We start from the raw sequence: 24,241 nt of genomic DNA on the forward strand, positions 1-24,241 counted from the left end.
AGCGGGGCGCGCGGGGAGGATATGAATGGCGACGGTCTCGGTGCGGCAGGTGCGCAAGTCGTTTGGCAGCACCCCCATCCTGCACGGCGTGGACGTCGAGATCGCCGATGGCGAGTTCGTGGTGCTGGTCGGCCCCTCGGGCTGCGGCAAGTCTACGCTGCTGCGGATGATCGCGGGGCTGGAGAACATCACCGGCGGCGAGATCGTGATCGGCGGGCGGGTGGTGAACACCGTGCCACCGAAGGATCGCGACATCGCGATGGTGTTCCAGAACTACGCGCTCTACCCGCACATGACAGTGCGGCAGAACATGGCCTTCTCGATGAAGCTGGCCAAGGCGCCGGCTGACATCATGGAGCAGGAGGTGCAGCGCGCGGCGAAGATCCTCGGCCTCGAGGTCCTGCTCGACCGCTATCCACGCCAGCTCTCGGGCGGGCAGCGGCAGCGCGTGGCGATGGGCCGCGCGATAGTGCGGCATCCGCAGGTCTTCCTGTTCGACGAGCCGCTCTCCAACCTCGACGCCAAGCTGCGCGTGCAGATGCGCAGCGAGATCCGCGAGTTGCAGCAGCGGCTCGCCACCACCACCGTCTACGTCACCCACGACCAGATCGAGGCGATGACCATGGCGGATCAGATCGTGGTGATGAATGCCGGGCGGATCGAGCAGTCGGGCGCGCCGCTGGCGCTCTACGACCGGCCGGCCAACACCTTCGTCGCCGGCTTCATCGGCAGCCCGGCAATGAACCTGCTGCCGGGCAGGGTGGAGGATGGCGGCTTCCGCGCCGAGGGCGGCGCGCTGCTGCCGCTGCCCGAGGGCGCGCCCGCCGCGGTCACCACCTACGGCATCCGCCCGGAGCACCTGCTTCTGGCGGAGGACGGCATCCCGGCCACCATCTCGGTGGTGGAGCCCACCGGCTCGGAGACGCAGGTGATGCTGCGGATCGGCGAGACACCGCTGGTCGGCGCCTTCCGCGAACGTGTCTCCGGACGTCCGGGGGAGACCCTGCACGTCAAGCCCGACATGGCGCTGGTCCATCTGTTCGGACCGGACGGCAGGCGCCTGTAGTCACGAACCCAACGAGGAGGAAGCGAAGAATGACCCTTGAAATCACGCGGCGCACGGCGCTGGCGGTCGGCGGATCGGCACTGGTCGCCGGCAGCGCCGCGGCGCAGATCCAGACGCAGCCGGCCACCCCGCCGAACCTTCCGGTGGAACGCGGCGCGTCGCTCCGCATGCTGCGCCCGGTGCGCTTCGTGCAGCCGGACGAGGAGGTGTGGCGCGCCAACTGCCAGCGCTTCGCGCAGCAGCATGGCATCGAGGTCCGCGTGGACTTCGTGGGCTGGGAGGACATCACCCAGCAGACCGCCGTGACCGCCAACACCGGCGCCGGCCCGGACATCATCGTGGGCTTCGACGGCGCGCCGCACCTGTTCAGCACCAAGATCCACGACCTGACCGACGTCGCCACCTATCTCGGCACGAAGTACGGCGGCTGGCGGCCGCTGGCACAGGCCTATGGCAAGAAGGGCGACCAGTGGATCGGCCTTCCGATGGGCGCCTCCGGCGGCCCGCTCATCTGGCGCACCTCGGCGCTGAAGGAGGCCGGCTTCGACACCCCGCCGGACGACCATGCCGGCTTCCTGCGGATGTGCCAGGCACTGAAGCGGATCAACAAGCCGGCCGGCTTCGCGCTGGGCAATGCGGTGGGCGACGGCAACGCGTTCGCTAACTGGCTGGTCTGGTCGCATGGCGGCTATCTGGTGGATGAGCAGGGCGCGGTGGCGATCAACTCGCCCGCGACGATCAAGGCGCTGGAATACCTGCGCGAGCTGTATCCCACCTTCGTCCCCGGCACGCTCGCCTGGGGCGACATCAGCAACAACCGCGCCTATTCCGCCGGCGAGTGCTTCGTGACGCAGAACGGCGTGTCGCTCTACTTCTCCATGAAGAACGACCCGGCGATGCGCGCGCTCGCCGAGGATACGCAGATGACGCCGATGCCGAAGGGGATGATCGATGCGGCGCCGAATGCCGGTCTGACGCTGAACGCCATGGTGTTCCGCCACAGCCGCGCCCCGAACGCGGCCAAGGCGCTGCTGCAATTCCTGATGGAGGCCGACCAGTATGACCCGTGGCTGCGGGCGAACATCGGCTACTGGTCTCAGCCGCTGAACGCCTATGCCGCAAGCGCGGTGTGGGACAGCGACCCGAAGATCAGCGTCTTCCGCGACACCATGAACAACAATTTCTGGAACGGCTACAAGGGCCCGATCACCGAAGGTTCGGTGGCGGCCACGGCCGATTACGTCATGGTGCAGATGTGCGCCTCGGTCGCCTCCGGGGTGGCCACGGCGCGGCCGGCGGCGGCCGAGGCCGAGCGGCGCGCGCGGCGCTACTTCCGCAGCCGCTGATCGCGAGTGCCGGCCGGCCCCTGCGCAATGCGGGGGCCGGCCTTTCGCCTGGAGAGGTCATGTCCGCCACCACAGCGCCCGTCTGGACCAAGGTCCGCCAGCAGCCCGGCGCGCTCACCCGGCTGTTCGACTGGAAGCCGTTCCTCATCTTCATCTGCCTGCTTCCCGCGGTCGGGTTGCTGATGACCTTCCTGACCTATCCTTTGGGCTTGGGCATCTGGCTGGCCTTCACAGACCAGACCATCGGGCGCCCGGGCGTCTGGATCGGCCTCGAGAATTTCGTCTGGCTGGCGGAGGACCCGATCTTCTGGGGCGCGGTATTCTACAGCGTCTTCTACACGGCGGTCGCGACCATCGGAAAGTTTGCGCTCGGGCTGTGGCTGGCACTGCTGCTGAACCAGCACCTGCCGATGAAGTCGCTGCTGCGCGCCATCATTCTGCTGCCCTGGATCGTCCCCACCGTGCTCTCGGCCATTGCCTTCTGGTGGATCTACGATCCGCAATTCTCGATCATCTCCTACGTTCTGATCGAGATGGGCCTGCGGGAAACCCCCGTGGACTTCATCAACAGCGCGTGGCCAGCGCGCTGGTCGCTGATCGTCGCCAACATCTGGCGCGGGATTCCCTTCGTCGCGATCTCGCTGCTGGCCGGGCTGCAGACCATCTCGCCCTCGCTCTACGAGGCGGCGCTGCTGGACGGAGCCTCGCCCTGGCAGCGGTTCCGGCACATCACCTTCCCGATGCTGATGCCGATCCTGGCAATCGTGATGACCTTCTCGATCATCTTCACCTTCACCGACTTCCAGCTGGTCTATGCGATCACCCGCGGCGGGCCGGTGAACTCCACCCACCTGCTGGCCACGCTGGCCTTCCAGCGCGGCATCCCGGGCGGGCAACTCGGCGAGGGGGCGGCGATCGCCGTCTCGATGATCCCCTTCCTCGTCTTCGCCACCCTGTTCAGCTACTTCGCGCTGGCGCGCCGCAAGTGGCAGCAGGGCGAGTCGAACGACTGAGCGCCGGGGAAAGGGAACACCTCATGTCGGATGTCGCGGCCAGCCCGGGCAACACCAACACCTCCTCCGCCGCCCCGGAGCAGATGGCGTGGGACAGCAAGACGAGGCGGATGGTGGTGCTCTACCTGCCGCTGGCCTGCTTCGTCATCATCCTGCTGTTCCCCTTCTACTGGATGGCGGTGACGGCGTTCAAACCGAACGCCGAGCTGTACGACTTCGCCCAGCACAACCCGTTCTGGATCACCTCGCCGACGCTCGACCACATCCGGCTGCTGCTGTTCGAGACCAGCTATCCGCGCTGGCTCTGGACGACGATGCTGGTCGCCGTTGCCTCCACGTTCCTGTCGCTGCTGGCCAGCACGCTCGCGGCCTATGCGATCCAGCGCCTGCGCTTCCAGGGAAGCCAGTATGTCGGCCTGGCGATCTACCTGGCCTACCTGGTGCCGCCTTCGATCCTTTTCATCCCGCTGGCGACCATGGTCTTCCAGCTCGGCCTGTTCGACACGCCCTTTGCGCTGATCCTGACCTACCCGACCTTCCTGATCCCGTTCTGCACCTGGCTGCTGATCGGCTACTTCAAGTCGATTCCCTACGAGCTGGAGGAATGCGCGCTGATCGACGGGGCGACCCGCCTGCAGATCCTGCGGCAGATCACCCTGCCGCTGGCGGTCCCCGGGCTGATCAGCGCGGGCATCTTCAGCTTCACCCTGTCCTGGAACGAGTTCATCTACGCGCTCGCCTTCATCCAGAGCAGCGAGAACAAGACGGTGCCGGTGGCGATCCTGACGGAGCTGGTCACCGGCGACGTCTACCAGTGGGGCGCGCTGATGGCCGGCAGCCTGCTGGGCTCGCTGCCGGTGGCGATCTTCTACTCGTTCTTCGTGGACTACTACGTGAGTTCGCTGACTGGCGCGGTGAAGGAGTGACCGCCGTTCCCTCCCCCGCCTTCGCGGGGGAGGGTCGGGTCGGGCGAAGCCCCTACAGCTTCGCGTTCAGCGCCGCGATGTAGCTGCGGTTGTGCGTCGGCGTGATCCACACCTCGTTGATCACCACATGCGGCGGCAGGCAGGCGACATAGCGGATCAGGTCCCCGACATCCTCGCTCTGCACCATCTTCGCCAGCTCCTCGGTGCTCAGCTTGTTCGGGCGCTTGTCGAGGATCGGCGTCGCCACCTCGCCCGGCAGCACCACGCAGCTGCGGATGCCGTTGACGCATTCCTCCATGTTGATGGTGTGGCTCATCGCCACCACGCCGTGCTTGGCCGCGGTGTAGCCAGGCCCGCTGAGCGGCGAGACGTTGCGGCCGGCCATGCTCGATGTATGGATCAGCACGCCGTCCTTCTGCGCCCGCATGAAGGGCAGCGCGACGGTCACGCAATACATCGCGCTGGAGAGATTGCCGCGCACCAGCTCGTCGATGCCCTCGGTGGTCAGTACCGACCAGCGGCGCGGCGTGATGTTCAGCCCGGCATTGTTCACCAGGATGTCGAGCCGGCCAAACCGTTGCCCGATGAAGGCGCCGATCGCCTTCACGGCACCCGGGTCCATCAGGTCCGCCGGCTGCACCTCCGCCGTGCCGCCCTTGGCGGCGACCTTCGCGGCCACCGCCTCCAGCGGCGCCCGCCGGCGGCCGGTGAGCACCAGCGCGGCGCCCTCCTCCGCCAGCATCAGCGCCGCGGCCTCACCGATTCCACTGCCCGCCCCGGTGACCCAGGCGACCTTTCCCTGCAGACGCGCCATGCGCCGTCCCTCCCCTTGCCGATGCGCGAAGCCTAGAGCAACGTCGCGGCACGACAAGCGACAGGATTGGGGGAAACATGGTCCGGCCGAGGATCCTCACGCCCGCGGCGGCGTCCTTCACCACCAGCGGCGGCGGCTATGCGCTGGAGCTGGAGGCGCTGGAGCGCCTCGGCGCCGAGATCGTGGAATGCGCGCCCACCGAGGACGCCTTCATCGCCGCCGCGCCGGAGGCCGATGCGGTCTACGCCAAGGGCATGACGTTCAACGAGCGGATGATCGGCGCGCTGAGCAAGGCGAAGGTCATCACCTGCGCCACCGTCGGCGTGGACTATGTGGACGTGTCGGCGGCGACGGCGCGCGGCATTCCCGTCACCAACTGCCCCGATACCTTCATCGAGGAGGTGGCCGATCATGCGATGATGCTGCTGCTGGCCACGCATCGCCGCGCGATCGAGCAGGACCGCATGGTGCGCGAAGGCCGTTGGGGCGAAGGCCGGCCGCAGCTTCTCAAGGTACCCCGCCTGATGGGCCAGACGCTCGGATTCGTCGCCTTCGGGCGCGTCGCGCGGCTGGTCGCGATTCGCGCCAAGGCCTTCGGGCTGCGCCTGCTGGCCTATGACCCCTATGTGGACGAGCTGACCATGTCGGCGCTCGGCGTCGTGCCGGCGAGCCTGGACGAGGTGCTGAGCCAGTCCGACTTCGTCTCCATGCACGCGCCGGACACGGCCGAGTCGCGGAAGATGCTGACGACGAAGCACTTCGCGCGCATGAAGCGGAGCGCGATCTTCATCAACACCGGCCGCGGCCCTACGGTGGACGAGGCGGCGCTGGTAGCGGCCTTGCAGTCCGGCCAGATCGCCGGCGCCGGCCTCGACGTGTTCGAGGTGGAGCCGCTGCCGAAGGACAGCCCGCTGGTCGGCATGCCGCATGTGATCCTCTCGCCGCACAACGCCTCCGCCTCGGCGCGCTTCGACGAGGCGCGCAAGCGGCGCGCGGGGCAGGAGATGGCGCTGGTGCTCTCCGGGCGCTGGCCGATGTCCTGCGTGAACCCGACGGTGCTGCCGGGCTCCGGGCTCCGGCGCTGGCAGCCCTATGCGATGGAACGGGGGCCGAACAGCTAGCGAGGCAGGTTCACGCCGGGGCGCGGAACGCCTAGGTTCGCGCCGAACGACGCCAGGAGAACGCGCATGTACCAGGACACGCAGCTCTACATCAACGGCGAGTGGCGCGCGGCCCGCTCGGGCCGGACCATTCCCGTCATCAACCCCGCCACCGAGGAGGTGATCGGCACCGTCGCCCATGCCTCGAAGGAGGACCTGGACGAGGCGCTGGACGCGGCCGCCAAGGGCTTCGCGGCCTGGAAGAAGGTCTCGGCCTACGACCGCTCCAAGCTGATGCGCAAGGCGGCCGACATCCTGCGCTCGCGCGCCGACGAGACGGCGCAGCTGATGACGCTGGAGCAGGGCAAGCCGCTGCCCGAGGCCAAGGTCGAGGTGCTGGCCGCCGCCGACATCATCGACTGGTTCGCCGAGGAGGCCCGCCGCGCCTATGGCCGCGTGGTGCCGGCCCGTGGCGAGGGCATCTACCAGCTGGTGGTGAAGGAGCCCGTCGGGCCGGTTGCCGCCTTCACGCCGTGGAACTTCCCGATCAACCAGGTGGTGCGCAAGCTCTCCGCCGCCGTCGCCACCGGCTGCTCGATCATCGTCAAGGCGCCGGAGGAGACCCCCGCCGCGCCGGCGATGCTGCTGCGCGCCTTCGTGGATGCCGGGTTGCCCGCCGGTGTCGCAAACCTGGTCTATGGCGTGCCGGCGGAGATCAGCGAATACCTCATCCCGCATCCCGTGATCCGCAAGGTGACCTTCACCGGCTCGACGCCCGTGGGCAAGCATCTGGCGGCGCTGGCGGGCGCGCACATGAAGCGGGTCACGATGGAGCTCGGCGGCCATGCGCCGGCGATCGTGTTCGACGACGCGGATCTCGACGTGGCGGTGAAGACCCTCGCCGGCGCGAAATTCCGCAACGCCGGCCAGGTCTGCGTCTCGCCGACGCGCTTCCTGGTGCAGGAGAAGCTCTATGCGCCCTTCGTCGAGAAGTTCGTCGCCCTGGCCGGCAAGCTGAAGGTCGGCGACGGCATGTCCGAGGGCACGCAGATGGGCCCGCTGGCGCATGACCGCCGCATCCCCTGGGTCGAGGGGCTGGTGGCGGATGCGCGGCAGCGGGGTGCGGAGGTCCACACCGGCGGCGAGCGGATCGGCAACAAGGGCTACTTCTACCAGCCGACCGTGCTGACCGGCGTCGGCAAGGACGCCCGCATGATGAACGAGGAGCCCTTCGGCCCGCTCGCCATGATCGCGCCCTTCACGGACATGGACGAGGTGGTGGAGGAGGCGAACCGCCTGCCCTTCGGCCTGGCGGCCTATGCCTTCACGCGCAGCGCCAAGACGGCGAATGCGGTGGCGGCGCGGGTCGAGACGGGCATGATGACGATCAACCATCTCGGCCTGGCGCTGCCGGAAGTGCCGTTCGGCGGCGTGAAGGACAGCGGCTACGGCTCCGAGGGCGGGTCGGAGGCGATCGAGGCCTATCTGAACACCAAGTTCGTGACGCAGGCAGGGCTGTAGCCCGCGACCGGCCCGAGTGCGCACGCCGCAGGCGGGCGCGCCGGGGCGTGAATCGCTGGCTCACCGAAGCCCAGGGCCGGCGCGTCACGGCGCGACCGTGACGCGGCCGGCGTCCAGGATCACCCGGCCGGCTTCGGCCCGCCGCAGGCCGGACTCGGTGCGCCGGGTGATCTCGTCCACCGCAGCCTCGGCATCGCCGAAGGGCACGCCCTCCAGATCGCAGGGCTCGTAGTCCCACCAGCCGAGCGCCAGAAGGCGCTCGACCAGTTCCGGGGCGAAGCGGAAGCGGAGGTGGCGGGCCGGCACGCCGGCCACGATCTCATAGGGCGCGACATCGCGCGTCACCACCGCACCGGCAGCGATGACGGCGCCATCGCCGATGCGCACCCCGCGCGAGATCGTCACGCGCGCGCCGATCCAGACATCATGGCCGATCACCGGCGGCGGCTTGCAGACCTCCGGCGGGAAGTCGCAGCCGGGCTGCAGGGTGCGGAAGCCTGGCCAGAAGTCGAACAGCGGCGCCGCGCCGTACTGGAAAGGATGAGTGCTGAGGAAGGAGAGCGGGTGATTGCCCTGGCCGATCGCCACCTCCGGCCCGACCGAACAGAACCGGCCGATGCTGGCGAGCGAATCGATGCGCCCGTTGCGAAAGTAGGTGTAGCGGCCGAAGCTGGCATGCGAGTACACCGCCACGCGCCCGAGCACGCAGGGTGGCTCGAACACCAGCCGCGCCGCACGCCGCGCCTGCCTTTCATCGCCCAGCACCACGCCGTGCCGACGCAGCGCGTCCAGCGCGGCGGCGCCGTGCTCCTGCCCGTCATACATTGTCCCGTCCACGGACCTCCAATCGCCCGTGGACGACGCCAGTTCTGAGCAGCGCCTGCCTATTCGGCCGCCCTGGCCTCCGGCGCCGCCAGATCCCGCTCCAGCTTCAGCAGCATCCGCCGCATCAACACGCCTGGCCGGTCGGACGGCATGTTCATCTCGAGGCCCGCCTGGTCGAGCGGCACATCGAACTCGGTGCTCTCCAGGATGCCGCGGTCCTCATCCGTCACCAGCCTGTCGAAGGCGATGATGTCCTCGGCCTTCGCCTGCTCCTCTGTGTCGTTGCGGAAGACGAACTGCACGACCTGGCAGGAGCGGTCGTCGATCGGCGTGGCGCCGGTGACGATGGAGTGGCTCAGCCCGTTGGGGTAGCGGATGCGCAGCTTGCGCAGGAAGGGCATGTACCAGCGGCCGCGCATGTGGCGCACCGTGGTGTCGCTCTCCATCCGCAGCACCTTCTTCTGAATCTCCGGGTTGCGCACCGGGACGTCCGTGATGAACAGGAAGCCGTCGTCGTATTCCTCGACCTCCAGCTTCGCCGGCTCCGGGTGGCCCTGGTCGCCGAAGCTGGCGCGGTGGACGAAGGCGAAATGCGCATTGTCGAAGCTGTTCTCCATGACCCGCAGGCCGGCGCAGTTCCACACCTCGTAGAACTCGTCGATGCGGCGGAAGCCCTCCTGCTCCTCCTCGAAATCGGGGATGTCGAACAGCGGCTCTTCCAGCGCGACCCAGACATAGCCGTAGCGCGCCGCCGCGCGGTACACCGGCACCCGCATGTTGGTGGCACCCTGCCGGTCCACCGGGCGCTGCGGCACGCGCATCACCCGGCCATCGGCGGCGAATTCCCAGCCATGATAGCCGCAGGCGAGCCAGCCATTGCTGTAGAAGCCCTTGGAAAGCTGCGCGGTGCGATGGCAGCACCGGTCATCCATTGCGGCCGGCTTCCCCTCGCCATCCACCCACAGCACCAGCTTCCGGCCGAGCAGGGTGAAGGGCTTCGGCCCATCCGCCAGCTGTGCCAGCGGGATCACCGGGTACCAGAAGCGCCGCAGCATGGGGGTGGCGGTCTGGAGCATGGCCTCGTGCCTCTCATCCGAAACGGCCGGGACGTTGCAAGCCGCGGACCAGCGATGTCCAGCGTCAAGGGCCGCGGCCGCGCACCGGAATGCCCCTTCGGCGAGCAGATCGCCGCGCCCGCGGGCAGCGGCCGACACGGATGGAGGCGACCTGACGCACGATCCGGTGGTCCGCCGCTTGCTAGCGCCGGACGGAACACCCACAGCCGGGAACCGCCGAGATGCGCCGCCGCCATGCCCTCGCCCTGTTCGGGGCCTCCACCGCCGCCCTTACGGCGCCTTCCGTGCACGCCCAGCAATTGCTGGACGTGAAGTTCACGCTGGACTGGGCCTTCCAGGGCCCGCAGGCCGCCTTCCTGCTCGCGCTCGACAAGGGCTACTTCCGCGAGGCCGGGCTGAACGTGACGATGGACCGCGGCTTCGGGTCCGGCGACGTGCCGGTGAAGATCAGCTCCGGCGCCTATGATGTGGGCGTAGGCGACATCAACCCGACCATCCGCATGCGGCTGGAACGGCCCGAGGTGGACCTGTTCTCCCCCTTTCTGGTCTATGACGCGACCGCGCTGGCGGTGATGACGCTGAAGCGCGAGAACATCAACACGCCCAAGGATCTGGAAGGCAAGCTGATCGCCTCGCCCGAGAGCGATGCCGGCCGGCAGCTCTTCCCCGCCTTCGCCCGCGCCGCTGGGATCGACGCCTCGACCATCCGCTGGCAATCGGTGACGCCGCAGCTGCGGGAGCCGATGCTGGCGCAGGGCCGGGCCAATGCGATCACCGGCTTCATCACCTCCGGCATCTTCTCGCTGCGCGGCATCGGCATCGCCGAGCCGGACATCGTGACCATGAAGTTCAGCGATGTCGGCGCCGATTTCTACGCCACCTCGATGATCACCACCCGCCGCTTCGCCCGCGCCAACCCGCAGGCCATCACCGGCCTGATCCGCGGCCTGGTGCGCGCCCAGTACGACAGCCTGGCCGATCCCGCCGCGGCCATCGCCAATCTCCGCCGTCGCGAACCGCTGACCAATGTAGAGCTGGAGACGGCGCGGCTGCGCATGTCGCTGGAACAGCTGACCTTCACCCCGCATGTCCGCCGGAACGGCTTTGGCCAGGTGGACACCGTCCGGCTGCAGCGGAGCATCGATTCGGTCCGGGCGGCCTTCGGCATCTCGCGTCCGATGGCGGCGTCGGATATCTACGACCCCTCCTTCCTGCCGCCGGCCAGCGCATTGAAGCTCGCCTGAGCCACCCGACGAGAGGCGTTCGATGCTCCCCACCCGATTCTGGCAGGACCTGCCCTGGCCAGCCTTCCGCGACCTGCCCGCCAACACCGTGGCGGTGCTCCCGGTCGCGAGCATCGAGCAGCACGGGCCCCACCTGCCGGTTTCGGTGGATACCACCATCAACCAGGGCGTGATCGCACGCACCCTCGGCGTCGTCCCGGCCGATTTGCCGGTGCTGGTGCTGCCGACGCAATCCGTCGCGCTCTCGGTCGAGCACCTGCGCTTCCCCGGCACGCTGACCACCAGTGCGGAGACGCTGCTCGCGCTGGTGACCGATATCGGCGCCAGCGTCGCCCGCGCCGGCGTGAAGCGCCTGGTGATCGTCAACAGCCATGGCGGCAACGTCTCCGCGCTCGACATCGCCGCGCGGCGTATCCGCATCGAGAGCAACATCTTCGTCGTCAACGCCATGTGGGCCCGGATGGGCAAGCCGGAGGCGCTGCGCGACCCGGTGGAGGGCACCTACGGCATCCACGCCGGGCGCGACGAGACGGCGGTGATGCTTGCCCTGACCCCACAGCTCGTGAAGATGCAGAACGCCCGCAACTTCGTCAGCCGCTGGCAGGGCGCGAGCAATGCCGCCCCGCGCCTGGCGCCGCCCGCCGGCGCACCGCTCGCCTGGCAGGCGCAGGATCTGAATCCTGCCGGGGCGGTGGGCGACGCCTCGCTCGCCACCGCCGAGATGGGCAACCAAATCCTGGATTTCGCGGCCGAGAAGATGGCCGCGCTGTGGTCCGAGGTCGCTGCCTTCGACGTGGACAGCTGGCTGGCGAACGAGCCGAACCCGGATGCCTGACATCGCCTCGCTGGCGGCCGAGCTCGATGGGATCGAGCTCGCCACCGACCGCGCCCTGCTGCGCCAGAAGTCGCGCGACTTCTACTGGTACAGCCCGATCCTGAAGAAGCAGCTCGACGGCAAATCCGCCGAGCTGCTCGCCCGCCCGAAGGACGAGGCCGAGGTTCTCCGGGTGCTCACCGCCTGTCGCGCGCGGGCGGTGCCGGTGACGGTGCGCGGCGGCGGCACCGGCAATTACGGACAGTGCGTGCCGCTGCAAGGCGGCGTTCTGCTCGACATGACAGCGATGACCAAGCCCATCGCCATCACCGACGGCGCGGTGGAGGTGGAGGCGGGGGCGAAGATGATCGACCTCGACCTCTGGTGCCGCGAGCAGGGCTGGGAGCTGAAGCTCTGGCCCTCCACCAAGCGCACCGCGACAATCGGCGGCTTCGTCGCCGGCGGCGGCGCCGGCGTCGGCGGGATCAGCCACGGCACGATGCGCGAGCGCGGCAATCTCGTCGGCGCGCGCGTCGCCACCATGCAGGATCCGCCCCGCATCCTCGACCTGGAAGGCATGGCGGCGAACCCGGTCAATCGCACCTATGGCACCACCGGCGTGCTGACGCGCATCAAGGTGCCGCTGACGCCGGCGCAGGCCTGGCGCGACGTGGCGATCGCCTTCCCGGACTTCGTGCCGGCCTCCCGCTTCGCGCTGGAACTGGCCTTCGCGGACGGCATCCCGAAGAAGATGTGCGGCGTCTTCGACAGCCAGTTGCCACCCTTCTTCAAGGGCCTGGCCGATGCGGTGCCCGCCGGCCACGCGTTGGCGCTGGTGATGGTCGCCCCCGCCGCACTCGGCGCGCTGCGCGAACTTGCCGCCGAGCATGGCGGGCGCATCGTCGCCGAGCAGGATGCGGTCCAGGCGGAGCGCGATGCTGAAGGAACGCCCTTCTACGAATACTGCTGGAACCACACGACGCTGCAGGTGCTGAAGAAGGATCGCGGCGTCAGCTACCTGCAATGCCGCTTCCCCTTCGAGGACACGTTGAAGGCCGTGGAGGCGGTACGCATCCCGTTCCGCGACGAGGTCTGGATGCACACCGAATGCGTCCGCTTCGGCGGCCGCACCACCATGTCCGCCCTGCCCGTCATCCGCTGGACCAGCGCCGAACGGCTCTACGAGATCATCGCTGCCTTCGAGGCCGCGGGCATCGGCATCGCCAACCCGCATGTGCTGACCATCGAGGAAGGCAGCGGCTATCGCCGGGTGCCGGGCGACCAGCTCGGCTTCAAGCGGATGGCCGACCCGCTCGGCCTGCTCAACCCCGGCAAGATGCGCGATTTCTCTCCGTCGGAGCCTGCTTCCGCATGACCGTGGCTGCCGTGATGCAGGCCCTCCCGGGCCTCGCCTGGACCACCGATCCCGCCCTGGTGCGCCAGAAGTCGCGCGACTTCTTCTGGTATTCGCCGGTGCTCAAGCGCCAGCTCAACAAGGTGACCGGCGAGGCGCTGGTGACACCGCGGAGCGAGGCGGAGCTCCGTGCACTTCTCGCCGCCGCCTATGCCCATGGCGTGCCGGTCACGCCGCGCGGCGCGGGCACCGGCAATTACGGCCAGGCGATGCCGCTGCGCGGTGGCATCGTGCTGGAGATGACGGAGTTCACCCGCGTGCTCTGGACCAGGCCCGGCCTGGTGCGCGCGGAAGCCGGCATCAAGCTCATCGACCTCGACGCGCAAGTGAAGCAGGCGGTCGGCGGCGAGCTGCGCTTCCATCCCTCGACCAAGCGCACCGCGACGCTCGGCGGCTTCATCGCCGGCGGCTCCTCCGGCATCGGCAGCACGACGTACGGTATCCTTCGCGAGCCCGGCAACATCCTCGGGCTCAAGGTGCTGACGATGGAAGCCGAACCGCGCGTGCTGGAACTGCGCGGCCCGGACATCCAGAAGGCGAACCACGCCTATGGCACCAACGGCATCATCACCGAGCTCGAGATGCCGCTCGCGCCGGCCTGGGATTGGGTGGACGTGGTGGTCGCCTTTCCGACGCTGATGGGTGCGGCGCGCTTCGCCGACAGCTTCACCCGCATGGACGGTGTCGCGAAGAAGCTCGCCTGCGTGGTGCCGGCGCCGATCCCGCGGCTTCACTTCAAGGCCTGGGGCGGGAAGGTGCCGGCGGGTCATTCGGTGGCCTGCCTGATGGTAGCGCCGCCCTTCCTGGAACTCCTGCCCTCGCTCATCGCCGCGCATGGCGGCAGCGAGATCCTGCGAGAGCCGTCCGACGCCGCCGAGGTGCCGCTCTACGAGCACAGCTGGAACCACACCACGCTGCAGGTGCTGAAGACCGACAAGCAGGTCACCTACCTGCAGACGCTGTTCCCGGCGCCCAACCATCTGGAGCTGATCGCGAAGCTCGAGCGGATGTTCGGCAACGAAGTGCTGCTGCACCTGGAATTCGTCCGCTTCGGCGGCACGGTCTGCGCCTTCGGCCTGCAGGTGGTGCGCTTCACCACCGAGGAGCGGCTCGCGGAGATCATCCGCCTGCACGAGGCAGCCGGCGCGCCGATCTTCAACCCGCACACCTTCACGCTGGAGGATGGCGGGATGAAGCGGGTTGACCAGGACCAGCTCGACTTCAAGCGCCAGGCCGACCCCAAGGGCCTGCTCAACCCCGGCAAGATGGCCGCCTGGGACGACCCGGACTGGAAGCCGGGCAAGGCGAAGTCGGTGCATCTCTACGAGACCGACTACGAGGCGCCGGCCGAGGTGCTGGAGTAGCGCTCAGCCTTCATAGGCCCACGCCCGGCAGGCGGAGAGCGCCGGCATCGCGCCCTCGACCTCGACGGTGACGATGACGTGGCCCGTCTTCTGCCCGCTGCGCCCACCGCTCTGCTCCCACAGCACGTCCAGGCAGTATTTGCTGTCCTCCAGCACGCCGTTCGGGTTGAGGAAGCCGACGGTGACGCAGCCCTCGAGGTGGGAGGCCTGGCTCGCCGGGTGCATCAGGATGTTGCTCTTGGTCTTCTCCTGCGCGCCGAGCCACGGGTTCACGACATAGGACCCGTAATGGGCGTTCCAGTAGAGGGTGGAGTTCCGGTAGCTCTTGCCGCCCTCCATGTGCATGTAGCCATCCATCCGCTCGATCGTCTCGAACATCAGGCCGTGGATCCACAGTTCGCCGACCAGGCCGTGCGCGGTCTGCATCACCGGCTTGCCGTCCTTGTAGAGCGGCTTCTTGTCGGCGTCCTTCGCGTGGTAGGTGTTCTTCACGAAGGTCTTGCCGCGCTTGTAGGTGATGAGGGCACTGGAGGACATCGTCCTGTCTCCTGCTCGGGTCCGTCGATGGCCCGAGAATGCAGGAGGGTGCCGGACACCAATGTTCCCCGGGGAACAGCCCGTCAGCCGCTGAGGTAGAGCCTCTGGATCGCATCGCCGAGCTCGACGTTGCGGTCGATCTGCGCTGTCAGCCAGTCGTGCAGGCCGCGCGCCATGATGTCCTCGACGCGGCCCTTCGCCAGCGCATCGTTGATCTCGGCGGCGATGCGCTGCGGGTCGCCGCGGCGCCCGCCGGTGGCCGCGGCCACGCGCTCCAGCGCATGCAGCACCCGGACGTGGCAGGCGACCAGCGAGCGCGGCAGTTCCGGGCGGAACAGCAGCAGCTCCGCCACCAAGTCGGGCCGCAGCCGCGTGTGATACACCCATTGGAAGGAGCGCAGCGCGGAGACCGAGCGCAGCAGCGCCTGCCATTCCGCATAGGCCACCGCGCCCTCGGCACCCGCGCCGCTCAGCGCCTGGTGCTTGGAATCGAGCAGGCGGGCGGTGTTGTCCGCGCGTTCCAGCATCACGCCGAGATGCACGAACAGCCAGCCCTCGTCGCGCAGCATGGTATCGGCGGCGGCGCCGTTGAACAGCAGCGTCCGCGCGCGCACCCAGTCGAGGAAGCCGGGCAGCGTATCCTCATCGGTGGCGGAGGCGGCGCGTGCGCGCATCTCCCGCCAAGTGTCGTTCAGCGCCTCCCACATGTCCACGGTCAGCGCGGTACGCACCGCGCGGCCGTTGCGCCGCGCAGCCTCGATGCAGTTGGCGATGGAGGAATGGTTCTCGGCATCCAGCGCCAGCCAGCCGATCACGGCCTCGGGCGTCACGGCACGGCCGGTGCCGCGGAACCCCGGCTCGGCACCGGCGGCGACGAGCAGGTTGCGCCACTCGTCGCGCCCGCCACCCAGGCTGCCGGCCAGCCCCGCCATGCGCAGCGCCACCTGCATGCCGCGCGCCGTGTTGCCTGCCCGCTCGGTGTAGCGGCCCATCCAGAACAGGCTGTCGGCGGTGCGCGCGAGCATCGTTTCAGCCCTGCCGCTGGGACTGCGACTGCGACATCGCGCCCATGGACTGCGACTGCGGCATCGGTTCCGGCCGGTCCTCCACCACCCACGTGTCCTTCGTGCCGCCGCCCTGGGAGGAGTTCACCACCAGCGATCCCTCCCGCAGTGCCACGCGCGTCAGGCCGCCAGGGACGATCCGCACCTCCCTGCCCATCAGCACATAGGGGCGAAGGTCCACGTGCCGCGGCGCGATGCCGCCTTCCGCCAGTGTCGGCACGGTGGAGAGGGCCAGCGTCGGCTGCGCGATGTAGTCCTGCGGCCTGGCGCGGATGCGTGCGGCGAACTCCTCCTGCTGCGCCTTCGTGCTGTGCGGACCGACCAGCATGCCGTAGCCGCCGGAGCCACGCGCCAGCTTCACCACCAGTTCGCCCAAGTTGTCCAGCACATGGGCGCGGTCGGCATCGCGCTCGCACAGGAACGTCGGCACGTTCTGCAGCAGCGGCTCCTCGCCGAGATAGAAGCGGATCATCTCCGGCACGAAGGGATAGATCGCCTTGTCGTCCGCGATGCCCGCGCCCGGCGCATTGGCCAGCGTGATGTTCCCCGCGCGGTAGGCGGCGAAGATGCCGGGCACGCCGAGCATGCTCTCCGGCCTGAAGACGCGCGGGTCGAGGTAGTCGTCATCCACCCGGCGGTACAGCACGTCCACCCGCTTCGGCCCGGCGGTGGTGCGCATGTAGACGACGTCGTCCCTGACGAAGAGGTCGGCGCCCTCCACCACCTCGACGCCCATCTCGTCGGCCAGGAAGCAGTGCTCGTAATAGGCGCTGTTGAAATGCCCCGGCGTGAGGATGGCGACGCAGGGCCGCCCGGTGCAGTTGGGCGGCGCGGCTTCCTTCAGGGTCTCCAGCAATTCCTCCGGATAATGCCCGACCGGCACCAGCCGATGGTCGGAGCAGAGGCCGGGGAACAGCCGCAGCATCGCCTCGCGATTCTCCAGCATGTAGGAGACGCCCGACGGCGTGCGGCAATTATCCTCCAGCACGTAGAAATCATCCGACCCGGTGCGCACCAGGTCGATGCCGGAGATATGCGTGAACACCCCGGCGGGCGGGCGGAAGCCGAGCATCGGCTTGCAGAAGGCCTCGTTGTCGGCGATCAGCGCGGCCGGCACGCGGCCAGCCCGGACGATCTCCTGCCCGGCATAGACATCGCCGATGAACGCGTTCAGCGCCCTCACCCGCTGCGTCAGGCCGCGCGCCAGCCGGTCCCATTCGCTGCGTGCCAGGATGCGGGGGATCACGTCGAAGGGGATCAGGCGCTCGGGGTCGCCGCCCTCCCCATACACCGCGAAGGTGATGCCGACGCGGCGGAACAGCGCCTCCGCCTCCGTCCGTTTCGCGCCGAGCGCGGCAAGGCCGTGCTGCGCAATCCAGGCGGCGATGCCGGCATAGGCGGGCCGCACACCGGCTTCCTCCTGCATCTCGTCGAAGGCGCGGCGCGGCTGCCCTGCGGCGTCTCGGTCCATGACCCGAATGTCGCGGAATCGGGAAGGGATGGGAAGAGGAACAGGTCGCCGGCCGCATGACCTCGCGGCCTGACTGCCCAGAAGCTGGGCGCCAACTGGCTGCTCTGCAGGCAGATGCTCAACCCGTCGCGCCGCGTCCGGCCGCGATCTCGCGGATCAGCTTCGCCCGCATGGCGCGCGCGAAGTCACGACGGTCCTCGGCGCGCACCACGAAGGCGCCGGGGCCGCCGATCACGTCGCGCTCATAGAGCGCCGAAAGCCGCCCGTCGCGCCAGCTCGACGCCGCCTCGATCGCCAGGCCGTTCACCACCACGCCCTGCGCCACCAGCGCATCCCGCGCCGTGGGCGCGGCCACGATGCTGCGGATGTCCGGCCCGTCGCCCGAGACATCGATGGTGCGCTCCGCCGCCCGCCATGGGGCGGCGGCCAGCAGCGCGCCGGCATGCACCAGCGCGTCGCCGATGGCGTTGTAGGACTGGCGGGAGCGCGGGGCGTCGCGCATTGCCCCTGCCGCCGCCTCGGCCGAGGCGGCATCGCCCACGCGCATCCATTCCACCACCGTCGCCGCCCCGCCCGGCGAGCCCCACTCCACCATCGCCACCCCGATCGCACCGCGCGGCCGGGAGCGGATGGCGGAAAGCACCGCCGGATGTGCGATCGCCTCCGCCAGGCCGTCGCGCTGCAGGGCGAATTCGTCGGGGTCGATCGAGCCCGATGCATCCACCGCGAGCACCAGCAACAAGTCCACCGCGGGATCCTGCGCCTGCACGACCCCGGGTCGCGCCGCGAGAAGCGCCGGCGCCGCGAGCACCATTCGGCGCCGCAGCGGCGCCCGCCTGCCATCCTGGTCCATCGCGCGCCCTCGCAGCGTTGCTGCCCTGTGTCTGGGGAGTGGCGCGGCATCGTCAAGGCGGAACCTTCCCGCCGGCCCTGCGTCCCGACCCTCGGACCGATGCCCGAAGACCCGCCCCCCCTGCCCGCGCACGGCGCCCAGCTGTTCCGTGGCCTGCGCCTGGATGCCTATGGCCTCGATGTGACGGAAGCAGCCGCCGACCCTGCGTTCGGCGGCACGCACCAGGCCGGGGCCGAGGCGCTGGACGAGGCGCTACTCGCCGGCGCACCGGCCACCGCAGCCATGCTGCGCGGCGCGATCGAGACCGATGCCGCGGCGCTCGCCGGGCTGGTGCGCCGGGCGCTGCACCTGCCGGAATGGCGCGACACCCAGCGCGTGCTGATCGGTGGCGGGCTCCGCTCGTCGCGGTTCGGCGCGGTGGCCGTGGGGCGCGCGGCGACATTGCTGCGCGAGGCGGGGCTCGCCGTGCCGGTTGCACCGATCCGCCACGCACCGGAGGAGGCCGGGCTGATCGGCGCGGCGCGGCTGCTGCCGGATGATCTGCTCGCCGCCGCCGATGCGGTGCTGGCCGCAGCGCTCGACGGTGACGTCTTCCGCGCCGGTGTGGTGCTGCCGCGCCTCGGCGTGGCGCCGGACCTCGCGGCCGCCGGGGTGTGGCGGCAGGCATCCTGGCACCACGCGACCAAGGCCGCGCCGCCCGACCGCGCGACGGCGATCGGCCGGCTGGCCGGCATGCTTGGCGACCTCGCCGGGGAGGCGGCCGCGGCCGGGCTTTCGCTCGCGCCGGCGGTGGCGGTCGGGCTGCCCGGGCAGCTGGACCGCGAAGGCCACATCCTGCGTGGTGCTGAGGAGCTGCCGGGCGATTGGCTCGCCCCCGGCTTCCACCTGCCGGCGGCGCTTTCGCGCCTGTTGCCGCTGGACGGCGGCGGCCATCCCGAGGTGTTGCTGCACAACGATGCGGTGGTCCACGGCCTGTCGGAGGCGCCCTTCCACCGCAACGTGGTGCATTGGGGCGTGCTGACGCTCGGCAGGCGGCCGGGCAATGCGCGCTTCACCAACCTGGCGCTGCGCGGCTGAGCGTCAGCGCCGCGCGGCGAGGCTCCGGACGCATTCCTCGAATCCCGTCAGGTCGGTCCAGCGGTCCGCGGCCGGCACCTCGCGCCGCACCAGCAGCCCGCCGGCCTCCCGGATGGCGCCGTCGATCATCAGGTTGTCGGCAAGGCCGAAATCCTCCACCGCCATGCCTTCGGCATCGCGCCAGCGCCCCTCCGCATCGCGCCGTGCCGCGGGGCCGATGAAGCCCAGCGTCCGCGGCACCAGGTCGGCTCCGACATTGCTGTAGCCCAGCACCTTCTTGCCGAGCGCCCGCATGAAGCCGAGCTCGTACACCGTCCCCGGATCGGCCGAGGGGCCGCGGAAGGGCGTGAGGTTGGCGATCACCGCATCGGCGTCGCGCATATGCGCCTCGTTGCGGCGGTAGATCCACAGCCAGCGCGGGATCGCATCCTCCTCCGGATGCTGCGGATGGGCATCCACCGGGAAGATGCCGGCGAGCCCATGCGCCGCGCAGATCGCGCGCTTGCGCTCCGCCATGGCGATGGGGTCCGGCAGGAACACGTCGGGACCGGCGAGATAGACCTTCATCGGCGTAGTTTGCCCCGGCGGGCATGGGTTGCGGAACGGGGGGCTTGCCGCACGTAGGACGAGCGGCCTGCAATGGCAGCGGAGGGACAAGGCGGATGGATCTGGAGCTGGAATACAACAACCGCGCCCGGGTGCCGGAGCACGCCGCCCATATCGCGGCCTGGGCACGCGACGCGGCGGCCTGGCGCGCCGCCTGCCCGCGCGCCGAGCTCGACCTGGCCTATGGCGCGGGCGAGCGGGAGCGGCTCGACCTGTTCCACCCCGCGGCCGCGGCGGAGGCGCCACTCGCCCTGTTCATCCATGGCGGCTACTGGAAGGCGCTGGACCGCAGCTTCGCCAGCCATTGCGCGCGCGGGGCGAACCTGCGGGGCGTCGCCGTGGCAGTGCCCTCCTACGCCCTCTGCCCCGCAGTGCCGATCGCGCGCATCGTCGAGCAGATGCGCGATGCCTGCCGCTTCCTCTGGCATCGCACCGGCCGCCGTCTGCTGGCCGCCGGCCATTCCGCCGGCGGGCATCTCTCGGCCATGCTGCTGGCGACCGACTGGCGCGCGCTTGATCCGAAGCTGCCCGCCGACCTGGTGCATGCCGCGCTGCCGATCTCCGGCGTCTTCGAACTGGAGCCGCTGTTGCCGACCTCCATCGCCGAGGGGCTGAACCTCACGCCCGCGACGGCGCGCGCCCTCTCGCCGCGTTTCCTGCCCTCGCCCGGACGGCCGATCCACTGCCTCGTCGGCGGCGCCGAGAGCAACGAGTTCCTCCGCCAGAGCCGTGACATGGCGGCCGCCTGGGGTGGCAGCTTCGAGGCCCTGCCCGGCGCCAACCACTTCACCGTCATCTCGCCGCTGGCGGATCCCGACCATGCGCTGACCGCGCGGCTGGAGCGGATGGCGCGCGGCTGATCGCGGTGTAGCCTGCGCCGCACCGAACCGGAGGACCCGCCCATGACACCGCCCGAGAGAATGCGCGCCCTGCTCGCCGAGCCCGACTTCGTCGTCATGCCCGCGGTCTGGGACGGGCTGACCGCGAAGCTGACCCATGGCGCGGGCTTCCGCACCGCCTTCCTCTCCGGCTCCTGCGTCGCCGCCAGCCGGCTCGGCGGGCCGGACCTCGACCTCGTCTCCTTCGCGGAGATGTTCGACAGCTTCCAGATGGTGCGCGGCGCAGCACCCGACCTGCTGGTGCTGGCCGATGGCGACCACGGCTACGGCAACGCGATGAACGTGCAGAGGACCGTCCGCGCCTATGGCCGCGCCGGCGCTGCCGCGATCCTGATCGAGGACAAGATCACGCCCCGCGCGCTGACCTCCGCCGGCAAGCCCTGCCTGCCGCGCGAGGAGGCGCGGATGAAGGTCCGGGCCGCCGTGCAGGCCGCGAAGGACTCGGGCATCCTGGTGCTGGCCCGCACCGATTGCCGCCCCACGCAAGGCATCGAGGAGGCGGTGGCGCGCATCGCGATGTTCGCCGAGGAAGGCGCCGACATCCTGTTCCTCGACAGCCCCGCCGATGACGAGGAGATCCGGCGCGGCGTCGCCGCCGCTGGTGGCAAGCCCAGCTTCGCCGTGCTCTCCCCAGGCGCCCCGCGCGCCACGCCCTCGCGCGGCCATGCGCAGGCGCTGGGGCTGAAGATCGGCACCTACCCGACCGGCCTCCTCTCGCCCGTCGCCGCCGGCATCAAGGCCGGGCTTGCCGCGCTGCAGGCGGGAGACGCGGAAGCCGCCACCGCGCTGCCGCCGGCGGAATTGCGGCAGACGCTCGGCTACGCCGATTACGACGCGGCAGCGAAGCCCTTCATCACGGCCTGAACGACTACTCCGCGGCGCGCGGGAGCTCTTCCGCGCCCGCGGGCTTGTGGCTCTGCGGCCGCGCCTTCAGCCGCAACTCGCGCAGGTCGGCCTGTTCGCGCGCCGCGTTGCGCATCAGCGCGTCCTTGCCCCAGAGGTATTGCGGCGGGCAGGCGATGTCGCGCACGCCGTACTGCGCGGCCGCCTGCATCGTGAAGAACGGGTTGGTGAGGTGCGGCCGCGCCAGCGCGACCAGGTCCGCGCGCCCGGCGCCGAGGATGGTGTTCACCTGGTCGGCGGAGGTGATGTTGCCGACGCACATCGTCGCGACGCCGCCCTCGTTGCGGATCATGTCGGACCAGGGCACCTGGAACATGCGGCCGTAGACCGGCTCGGCATCATGCACGGTCTGCCCGGTGGAGACGTCGAGCAGATCGGCCCCGGCCGCGGCGAAGGCACGCGCGATGGCGAGGCAGTCGGCTTCGCAGAGGCCGCCCTCCTTCCAATCGGTGGCGGAGATGCGCACCGACATCGGCTTCTCCGCCGGCCAGGCCGCGCGCATGGCGTTGAACACCTCCAGCGGATAGCGCAGGCGGTTGCCGATGCTGCCGCCATATTCGTCGCTGCGCGTGTTGGTCAGCGGCGAGAGGAAGGAGGCAAGCAGGTAGCCGTGCGCGCAGTGCAGCTCCAGCATGTCGAAGCCACAGCGGGTCGCGCGGTGCGCCGCTGCCACGAATTCCTCGCGGACGCTGTCCATGTCGGCGCGCGTCATCTCGCGCGGCACGGGGCTGTGCGGCAGATACGGGATCGGGCTCGCGGAGATCACCGGCCACCCGCCTTCCGGCAGCGGCTGGTCGATGCCCTCCCACATCAGCTTCGTCGCGCCCTTGCGCCCGGCATGGCCGAGCTGCAGGCAGATCTTCGCCGCGCTGTGCCGGTGCACGAAATCCACGATGCGCGTCCAGGCGGTCTCCTGCGCCTCGTTCCACAGGCCGGTGCAGCCTTCGGTGATGCGCGCCTCGGGGGAGGTGCAGGTCATCTCGGTGAAGACCAGCCCGGCGCCGCCAAGGGCGCGCGAGGCGTAATGCTGGAAGTGGAAATCGCCCGGGGCGCCCTCCGTGGCCGAATACATGTCCATCGGCGAGACGACGACGCGGTTGGCGAGTTGCATGCCGCGCAAGGCGAAGGGCTGGAACATCGGCGGCCTGTCGTCGCGCGCCGGCAGCCCCTTCGCACGTGCCTCCTCGGCGAAGACCTGCTGTGCCTGCCGCACGAAATCCGGCGCGCGCAGCTGCAGATTGTCCCAGGTGATCGCCTTGGAGCGCGTCATCACGCCGAAGGCGAACTTCGTCGGCTGGAAATGCCAGAAGCGCTTCACATGCTCAAACCAGACCAGCGAGACGTCTGCCGCGTGCTGCGTCTTCTCCACATCCTCCCGTCGCGCCGTCTCGAAGCGGCGCAGGCAGGTGGCGACGTCGCCGCCGGCGCGGAACGCCTGGTGCAGCGCGATCGCGTCCTCCATCGCCAGCTTGGTGCCGGAGCCGATGGAGAAATGCGCGCTGGCCTTGGCGTCGCCGAGCAGGACGATGTTGTCCTTCACCCAGCTTGCGCAGCGGATCGCCGGGAAGCGGCGCCAGTTGCTGCGGTTGGTGATCAGGCGGTGACCCTGCAGATCCTCGGCGAAGACGCCTTCCAGGAAGCGGGCGCTCTCCGCCTCCCCCATGCCGTCGAGGCCGGCGCGCGCGAAGGTCTCCGGGTCGGTCTCCAGTACCCAGGTGCTGGCGCCGGCCTCGTACTGGTAGCAATGCGCGATGAAGATGCCTTCCGGCCGCTCGCGGAAGAAGAAGGTGAAGGCATCGAAGGGCCGCGTGCTGCCCATCCAGGCGAAGCGGTTCGGGCGCAGGTCCACCTCCGGGCGGAAGTGGTCGCGCCAGCGCTCGCGGATCGGCGAGTTGATGCCGTCGGCCGCGACGATCAGGTCGGCGTCGGGAAAATCCTCGGGCGTCGCCTCGCGGCGGAACTCCAGCTCGACGCCGAGCGCGCGGGCGCGTTCCTGGAGCAGCAGCAGCAGCGTGCGGCGCGAGCAGCCGCAGAAGCCATTGCCGCCGATCCGGTGGACATGACCTTTCGCATGGATCTCGATGTCGTCCCAATAGGCGAAGCTGTGCGTGATGGCACGGTAGGAGGGCTCGTCCGCCTGCTGGAAGATGTCGAGCGTCGCGTCGCTGAACACCACGCCGAAGCCGAAGGTGTCATCCGGCTGGTTGCGCTCCACCACCGAAATGCGCGCGGCGGGAAAGTCACGCCGCATCAGGATGGCGAAGTAAAGCCCCGCCGGGCCGCCGCCGATCACCGCGATGCGCATAGG

The 24,241-nt window shown here is 69.7% G+C and carries 22 protein-coding genes; 13 read left to right on the forward strand and 9 right to left on the reverse strand.

Translation table 11 applies throughout. From position 1 onward, the window contains the following. Positions 1-25 precede the first annotated feature (25 nt). From ACESM1_RS18770 to ACESM1_RS18785, 4 genes are read left to right on the forward strand one after another with little or no spacing between them, the layout of a single operon-like run. Positions 26-1,066 carry an ABC transporter ATP-binding protein gene (locus ACESM1_RS18770; protein WP_372622679.1) on the forward strand — a complete coding sequence of 347 codons (1,041 nt, stop codon included), beginning with the start codon at positions 26-28 and terminating at the stop codon, positions 1,064-1,066. Between the two features lie 29 nt (positions 1,067-1,095). Further along, positions 1,096-2,412: an ABC transporter substrate-binding protein gene (locus ACESM1_RS18775; RefSeq protein ID WP_372622681.1), complete on the forward strand. Its 1,317-nt coding sequence runs from the start codon at positions 1,096-1,098 to the stop codon at positions 2,410-2,412. A 59-nt stretch (positions 2,413-2,471) separates the two neighbouring features. Beyond that, on the forward strand, positions 2,472-3,425 hold the full coding sequence (locus ACESM1_RS18780; protein WP_372622683.1) for a carbohydrate ABC transporter permease: 954 nt from the start codon (positions 2,472-2,474) through the stop codon (positions 3,423-3,425). A 23-nt stretch (positions 3,426-3,448) separates the two neighbouring features. Beyond that, entirely contained in the window at positions 3,449-4,351 is a 903-nt protein-coding gene (locus ACESM1_RS18785; RefSeq protein WP_372622685.1) for a carbohydrate ABC transporter permease, read from the forward strand. Positions 4,352-4,403: 52 nt separating this feature from the next. Here ACESM1_RS18785 and ACESM1_RS18790 read toward each other — a convergent pair whose 3' ends face one another. Continuing rightward, positions 4,404-5,165, reverse strand: coding sequence for an SDR family oxidoreductase (locus tag ACESM1_RS18790; RefSeq protein WP_372622686.1), 762 nt, complete (start codon positions 5,163-5,165; stop codon positions 4,404-4,406). A gap of 77 nt (positions 5,166-5,242) precedes the next feature. Between ACESM1_RS18790 and ACESM1_RS18795 the strand changes: the two genes are divergently transcribed. Together ACESM1_RS18795 and ACESM1_RS18800 are read left to right on the forward strand one after the other, a co-directional pair. Continuing rightward, positions 5,243-6,286: a C-terminal binding protein gene (locus ACESM1_RS18795; protein WP_372622688.1), complete on the forward strand. Its 1,044-nt coding sequence runs from the start codon at positions 5,243-5,245 to the stop codon at positions 6,284-6,286. 66 nt (positions 6,287-6,352) lie between these two features. Then, positions 6,353-7,786 carry an NAD-dependent succinate-semialdehyde dehydrogenase gene (locus ACESM1_RS18800; RefSeq protein WP_372622690.1) on the forward strand — a complete coding sequence of 478 codons (1,434 nt, stop codon included), beginning with the start codon at positions 6,353-6,355 and terminating at the stop codon, positions 7,784-7,786. Between the two features lie 84 nt (positions 7,787-7,870). Here the strand turns inward: ACESM1_RS18800 and ACESM1_RS18805 are convergent, their stop codons facing one another. Both ACESM1_RS18805 and ACESM1_RS18810 read right to left on the reverse strand, forming a co-directional pair. Beyond that, a complete protein-coding gene (locus ACESM1_RS18805; RefSeq protein ID WP_372622692.1) occupies positions 7,871-8,623 on the reverse strand; it encodes a CatB-related O-acetyltransferase in 753 nt (250 codons plus the stop codon). A gap of 47 nt (positions 8,624-8,670) precedes the next feature. Then, on the reverse strand, positions 8,671-9,687 hold the full coding sequence (locus tag ACESM1_RS18810) for a Rieske 2Fe-2S domain-containing protein (RefSeq protein WP_372622694.1): 1,017 nt from the start codon (positions 9,685-9,687) through the stop codon (positions 8,671-8,673). 221 nt (positions 9,688-9,908) lie between these two features. On the opposite strand from ACESM1_RS18810, the gene ACESM1_RS18815 reads away from it, so the two are divergent. Genes ACESM1_RS18815 through ACESM1_RS18830 form a run of 4 tightly spaced genes read left to right on the forward strand, consistent with a single transcriptional unit; the run spans position 9,909 to position 14,523 of the window. After that, positions 9,909-10,931 carry an ABC transporter substrate-binding protein gene (locus ACESM1_RS18815; protein ID WP_372622696.1) on the forward strand — a complete coding sequence of 341 codons (1,023 nt, stop codon included), beginning with the start codon at positions 9,909-9,911 and terminating at the stop codon, positions 10,929-10,931. Positions 10,932-10,953: 22 nt separating this feature from the next. After that, positions 10,954-11,766, forward strand: coding sequence for a creatininase family protein (locus ACESM1_RS18820; RefSeq protein ID WP_372622698.1), 813 nt, complete (start codon positions 10,954-10,956; stop codon positions 11,764-11,766). Next, positions 11,759-13,120 carry an FAD-binding oxidoreductase gene (locus ACESM1_RS18825; protein WP_372622700.1) on the forward strand — a complete coding sequence of 454 codons (1,362 nt, stop codon included), beginning with the start codon at positions 11,759-11,761 and terminating at the stop codon, positions 13,118-13,120. The genes ACESM1_RS18820 and ACESM1_RS18825 overlap by 8 nt, the downstream gene beginning before the upstream one ends. After that, positions 13,117-14,523, forward strand: coding sequence for an FAD-binding oxidoreductase (locus ACESM1_RS18830; RefSeq protein ID WP_372622701.1), 1,407 nt, complete (start codon positions 13,117-13,119; stop codon positions 14,521-14,523). The genes ACESM1_RS18825 and ACESM1_RS18830 overlap by 4 nt, the downstream gene beginning before the upstream one ends. Before the next feature lie 3 nt (positions 14,524-14,526). Here ACESM1_RS18830 and ACESM1_RS18835 read toward each other — a convergent pair whose 3' ends face one another. The 4 genes from ACESM1_RS18835 to ACESM1_RS18850 all read right to left on the reverse strand — a co-directional run bounded on the left by ACESM1_RS18835 (position 14,527) and on the right by ACESM1_RS18850 (position 18,448). Continuing rightward, on the reverse strand, positions 14,527-15,060 hold the full coding sequence (locus tag ACESM1_RS18835; RefSeq protein ID WP_372622703.1) for a hypothetical protein: 534 nt from the start codon (positions 15,058-15,060) through the stop codon (positions 14,527-14,529). An 83-nt stretch (positions 15,061-15,143) separates the two neighbouring features. Continuing rightward, entirely contained in the window at positions 15,144-16,085 is a 942-nt protein-coding gene (locus ACESM1_RS18840; protein WP_372622704.1) for an alpha-E domain-containing protein, read from the reverse strand. A 4-nt stretch (positions 16,086-16,089) separates the two neighbouring features. Further along, positions 16,090-17,595, reverse strand: coding sequence for a circularly permuted type 2 ATP-grasp protein (locus ACESM1_RS18845; protein WP_372622706.1), 1,506 nt, complete (start codon positions 17,593-17,595; stop codon positions 16,090-16,092). Between the two features lie 118 nt (positions 17,596-17,713). Beyond that, positions 17,714-18,448: a DUF1194 domain-containing protein gene (locus tag ACESM1_RS18850; protein ID WP_372622708.1), complete on the reverse strand. Its 735-nt coding sequence runs from the start codon at positions 18,446-18,448 to the stop codon at positions 17,714-17,716. 99 nt (positions 18,449-18,547) lie between these two features. On the opposite strand from ACESM1_RS18850, the gene ACESM1_RS18855 reads away from it, so the two are divergent. Then, entirely contained in the window at positions 18,548-19,525 is a 978-nt protein-coding gene (locus ACESM1_RS18855; protein WP_372622710.1) for a hypothetical protein, read from the forward strand. A gap of 3 nt (positions 19,526-19,528) precedes the next feature. On the opposite strand, the gene ACESM1_RS18860 is transcribed toward ACESM1_RS18855, so the two are convergent. Beyond that, positions 19,529-20,092 carry a nucleoside 2-deoxyribosyltransferase gene (locus tag ACESM1_RS18860; protein WP_372622712.1) on the reverse strand — a complete coding sequence of 188 codons (564 nt, stop codon included), beginning with the start codon at positions 20,090-20,092 and terminating at the stop codon, positions 19,529-19,531. 95 nt (positions 20,093-20,187) lie between these two features. Here ACESM1_RS18860 and ACESM1_RS18865 point away from each other — a divergent pair, with 95 nt between their 5' ends. Continuing rightward, positions 20,188-20,991 (forward strand): alpha/beta hydrolase, encoded by an 804-nt coding sequence (locus tag ACESM1_RS18865; protein ID WP_372622713.1) that lies wholly within the window; start codon positions 20,188-20,190, stop codon positions 20,989-20,991. 42 nt (positions 20,992-21,033) lie between these two features. Continuing rightward, on the forward strand, positions 21,034-21,894 hold the full coding sequence (locus tag ACESM1_RS18870) for an oxaloacetate decarboxylase (RefSeq protein WP_372622715.1): 861 nt from the start codon (positions 21,034-21,036) through the stop codon (positions 21,892-21,894). Between the two features lie 4 nt (positions 21,895-21,898). On the opposite strand, the gene ACESM1_RS18875 is transcribed toward ACESM1_RS18870, so the two are convergent. Beyond that, positions 21,899-24,238, reverse strand: coding sequence for a bifunctional salicylyl-CoA 5-hydroxylase/oxidoreductase (locus ACESM1_RS18875; protein WP_372622717.1), 2,340 nt, complete (start codon positions 24,236-24,238; stop codon positions 21,899-21,901). Between the last annotated feature and the right edge of the window lie 3 nt (positions 24,239-24,241).

It is taken from the genome of Falsiroseomonas sp. (genome assembly GCF_041690465.1).
In the GTDB taxonomy this organism is placed as follows: Bacteria; Pseudomonadota; Alphaproteobacteria; order Acetobacterales; family Acetobacteraceae; genus Falsiroseomonas.

Coding starts and splice junctions, on each gene's coding strand:
- ACESM1_RS18855 (WP_372622710.1), top strand. CDS start 18,548: ATGCCCGAAGACCCGCCCCCCCTGCCCGCGCACGGCGCCCAGCTGTTC.
- ACESM1_RS18815 (WP_372622696.1), top strand. CDS start 9,909: ATGCGCCGCCGCCATGCCCTCGCCCTGTTCGGGGCCTCCACCGCCGCC.
- ACESM1_RS18835 (WP_372622703.1), bottom strand. CDS start 15,060: ATGTCCTCCAGTGCCCTCATCACCTACAAGCGCGGCAAGACCTTCGTG.
- ACESM1_RS18860 (WP_372622712.1), bottom strand. CDS start 20,092: ATGAAGGTCTATCTCGCCGGTCCCGACGTGTTCCTGCCGGACCCCATC.
- ACESM1_RS18850 (WP_372622708.1), bottom strand. CDS start 18,448: ATGGACCAGGATGGCAGGCGGGCGCCGCTGCGGCGCCGAATGGTGCTC.
- ACESM1_RS18795 (WP_372622688.1), top strand. CDS start 5,243: ATGGTCCGGCCGAGGATCCTCACGCCCGCGGCGGCGTCCTTCACCACC.
- ACESM1_RS18810 (WP_372622694.1), bottom strand. CDS start 9,687: ATGCTCCAGACCGCCACCCCCATGCTGCGGCGCTTCTGGTACCCGGTG.
- ACESM1_RS18840 (WP_372622704.1), bottom strand. CDS start 16,085: ATGCTCGCGCGCACCGCCGACAGCCTGTTCTGGATGGGCCGCTACACC.
- ACESM1_RS18800 (WP_372622690.1), top strand. CDS start 6,353: ATGTACCAGGACACGCAGCTCTACATCAACGGCGAGTGGCGCGCGGCC.
- ACESM1_RS18825 (WP_372622700.1), top strand. CDS start 11,759: ATGCCTGACATCGCCTCGCTGGCGGCCGAGCTCGATGGGATCGAGCTC.
- ACESM1_RS18845 (WP_372622706.1), bottom strand. CDS start 17,595: ATGGACCGAGACGCCGCAGGGCAGCCGCGCCGCGCCTTCGACGAGATG.
- ACESM1_RS18820 (WP_372622698.1), top strand. CDS start 10,954: ATGCTCCCCACCCGATTCTGGCAGGACCTGCCCTGGCCAGCCTTCCGC.
- ACESM1_RS18870 (WP_372622715.1), top strand. CDS start 21,034: ATGACACCGCCCGAGAGAATGCGCGCCCTGCTCGCCGAGCCCGACTTC.
- ACESM1_RS18790 (WP_372622686.1), bottom strand. CDS start 5,165: ATGGCGCGTCTGCAGGGAAAGGTCGCCTGGGTCACCGGGGCGGGCAGT.
- ACESM1_RS18830 (WP_372622701.1), top strand. CDS start 13,117: ATGACCGTGGCTGCCGTGATGCAGGCCCTCCCGGGCCTCGCCTGGACC.
- ACESM1_RS18875 (WP_372622717.1), bottom strand. CDS start 24,238: ATGCGCATCGCGGTGATCGGCGGCGGCCCGGCGGGGCTTTACTTCGCC.
- ACESM1_RS18775 (WP_372622681.1), top strand. CDS start 1,096: ATGACCCTTGAAATCACGCGGCGCACGGCGCTGGCGGTCGGCGGATCG.
- ACESM1_RS18780 (WP_372622683.1), top strand. CDS start 2,472: ATGTCCGCCACCACAGCGCCCGTCTGGACCAAGGTCCGCCAGCAGCCC.
- ACESM1_RS18785 (WP_372622685.1), top strand. CDS start 3,449: ATGTCGGATGTCGCGGCCAGCCCGGGCAACACCAACACCTCCTCCGCC.
- ACESM1_RS18865 (WP_372622713.1), top strand. CDS start 20,188: ATGGATCTGGAGCTGGAATACAACAACCGCGCCCGGGTGCCGGAGCAC.
- ACESM1_RS18770 (WP_372622679.1), top strand. CDS start 26: ATGGCGACGGTCTCGGTGCGGCAGGTGCGCAAGTCGTTTGGCAGCACC.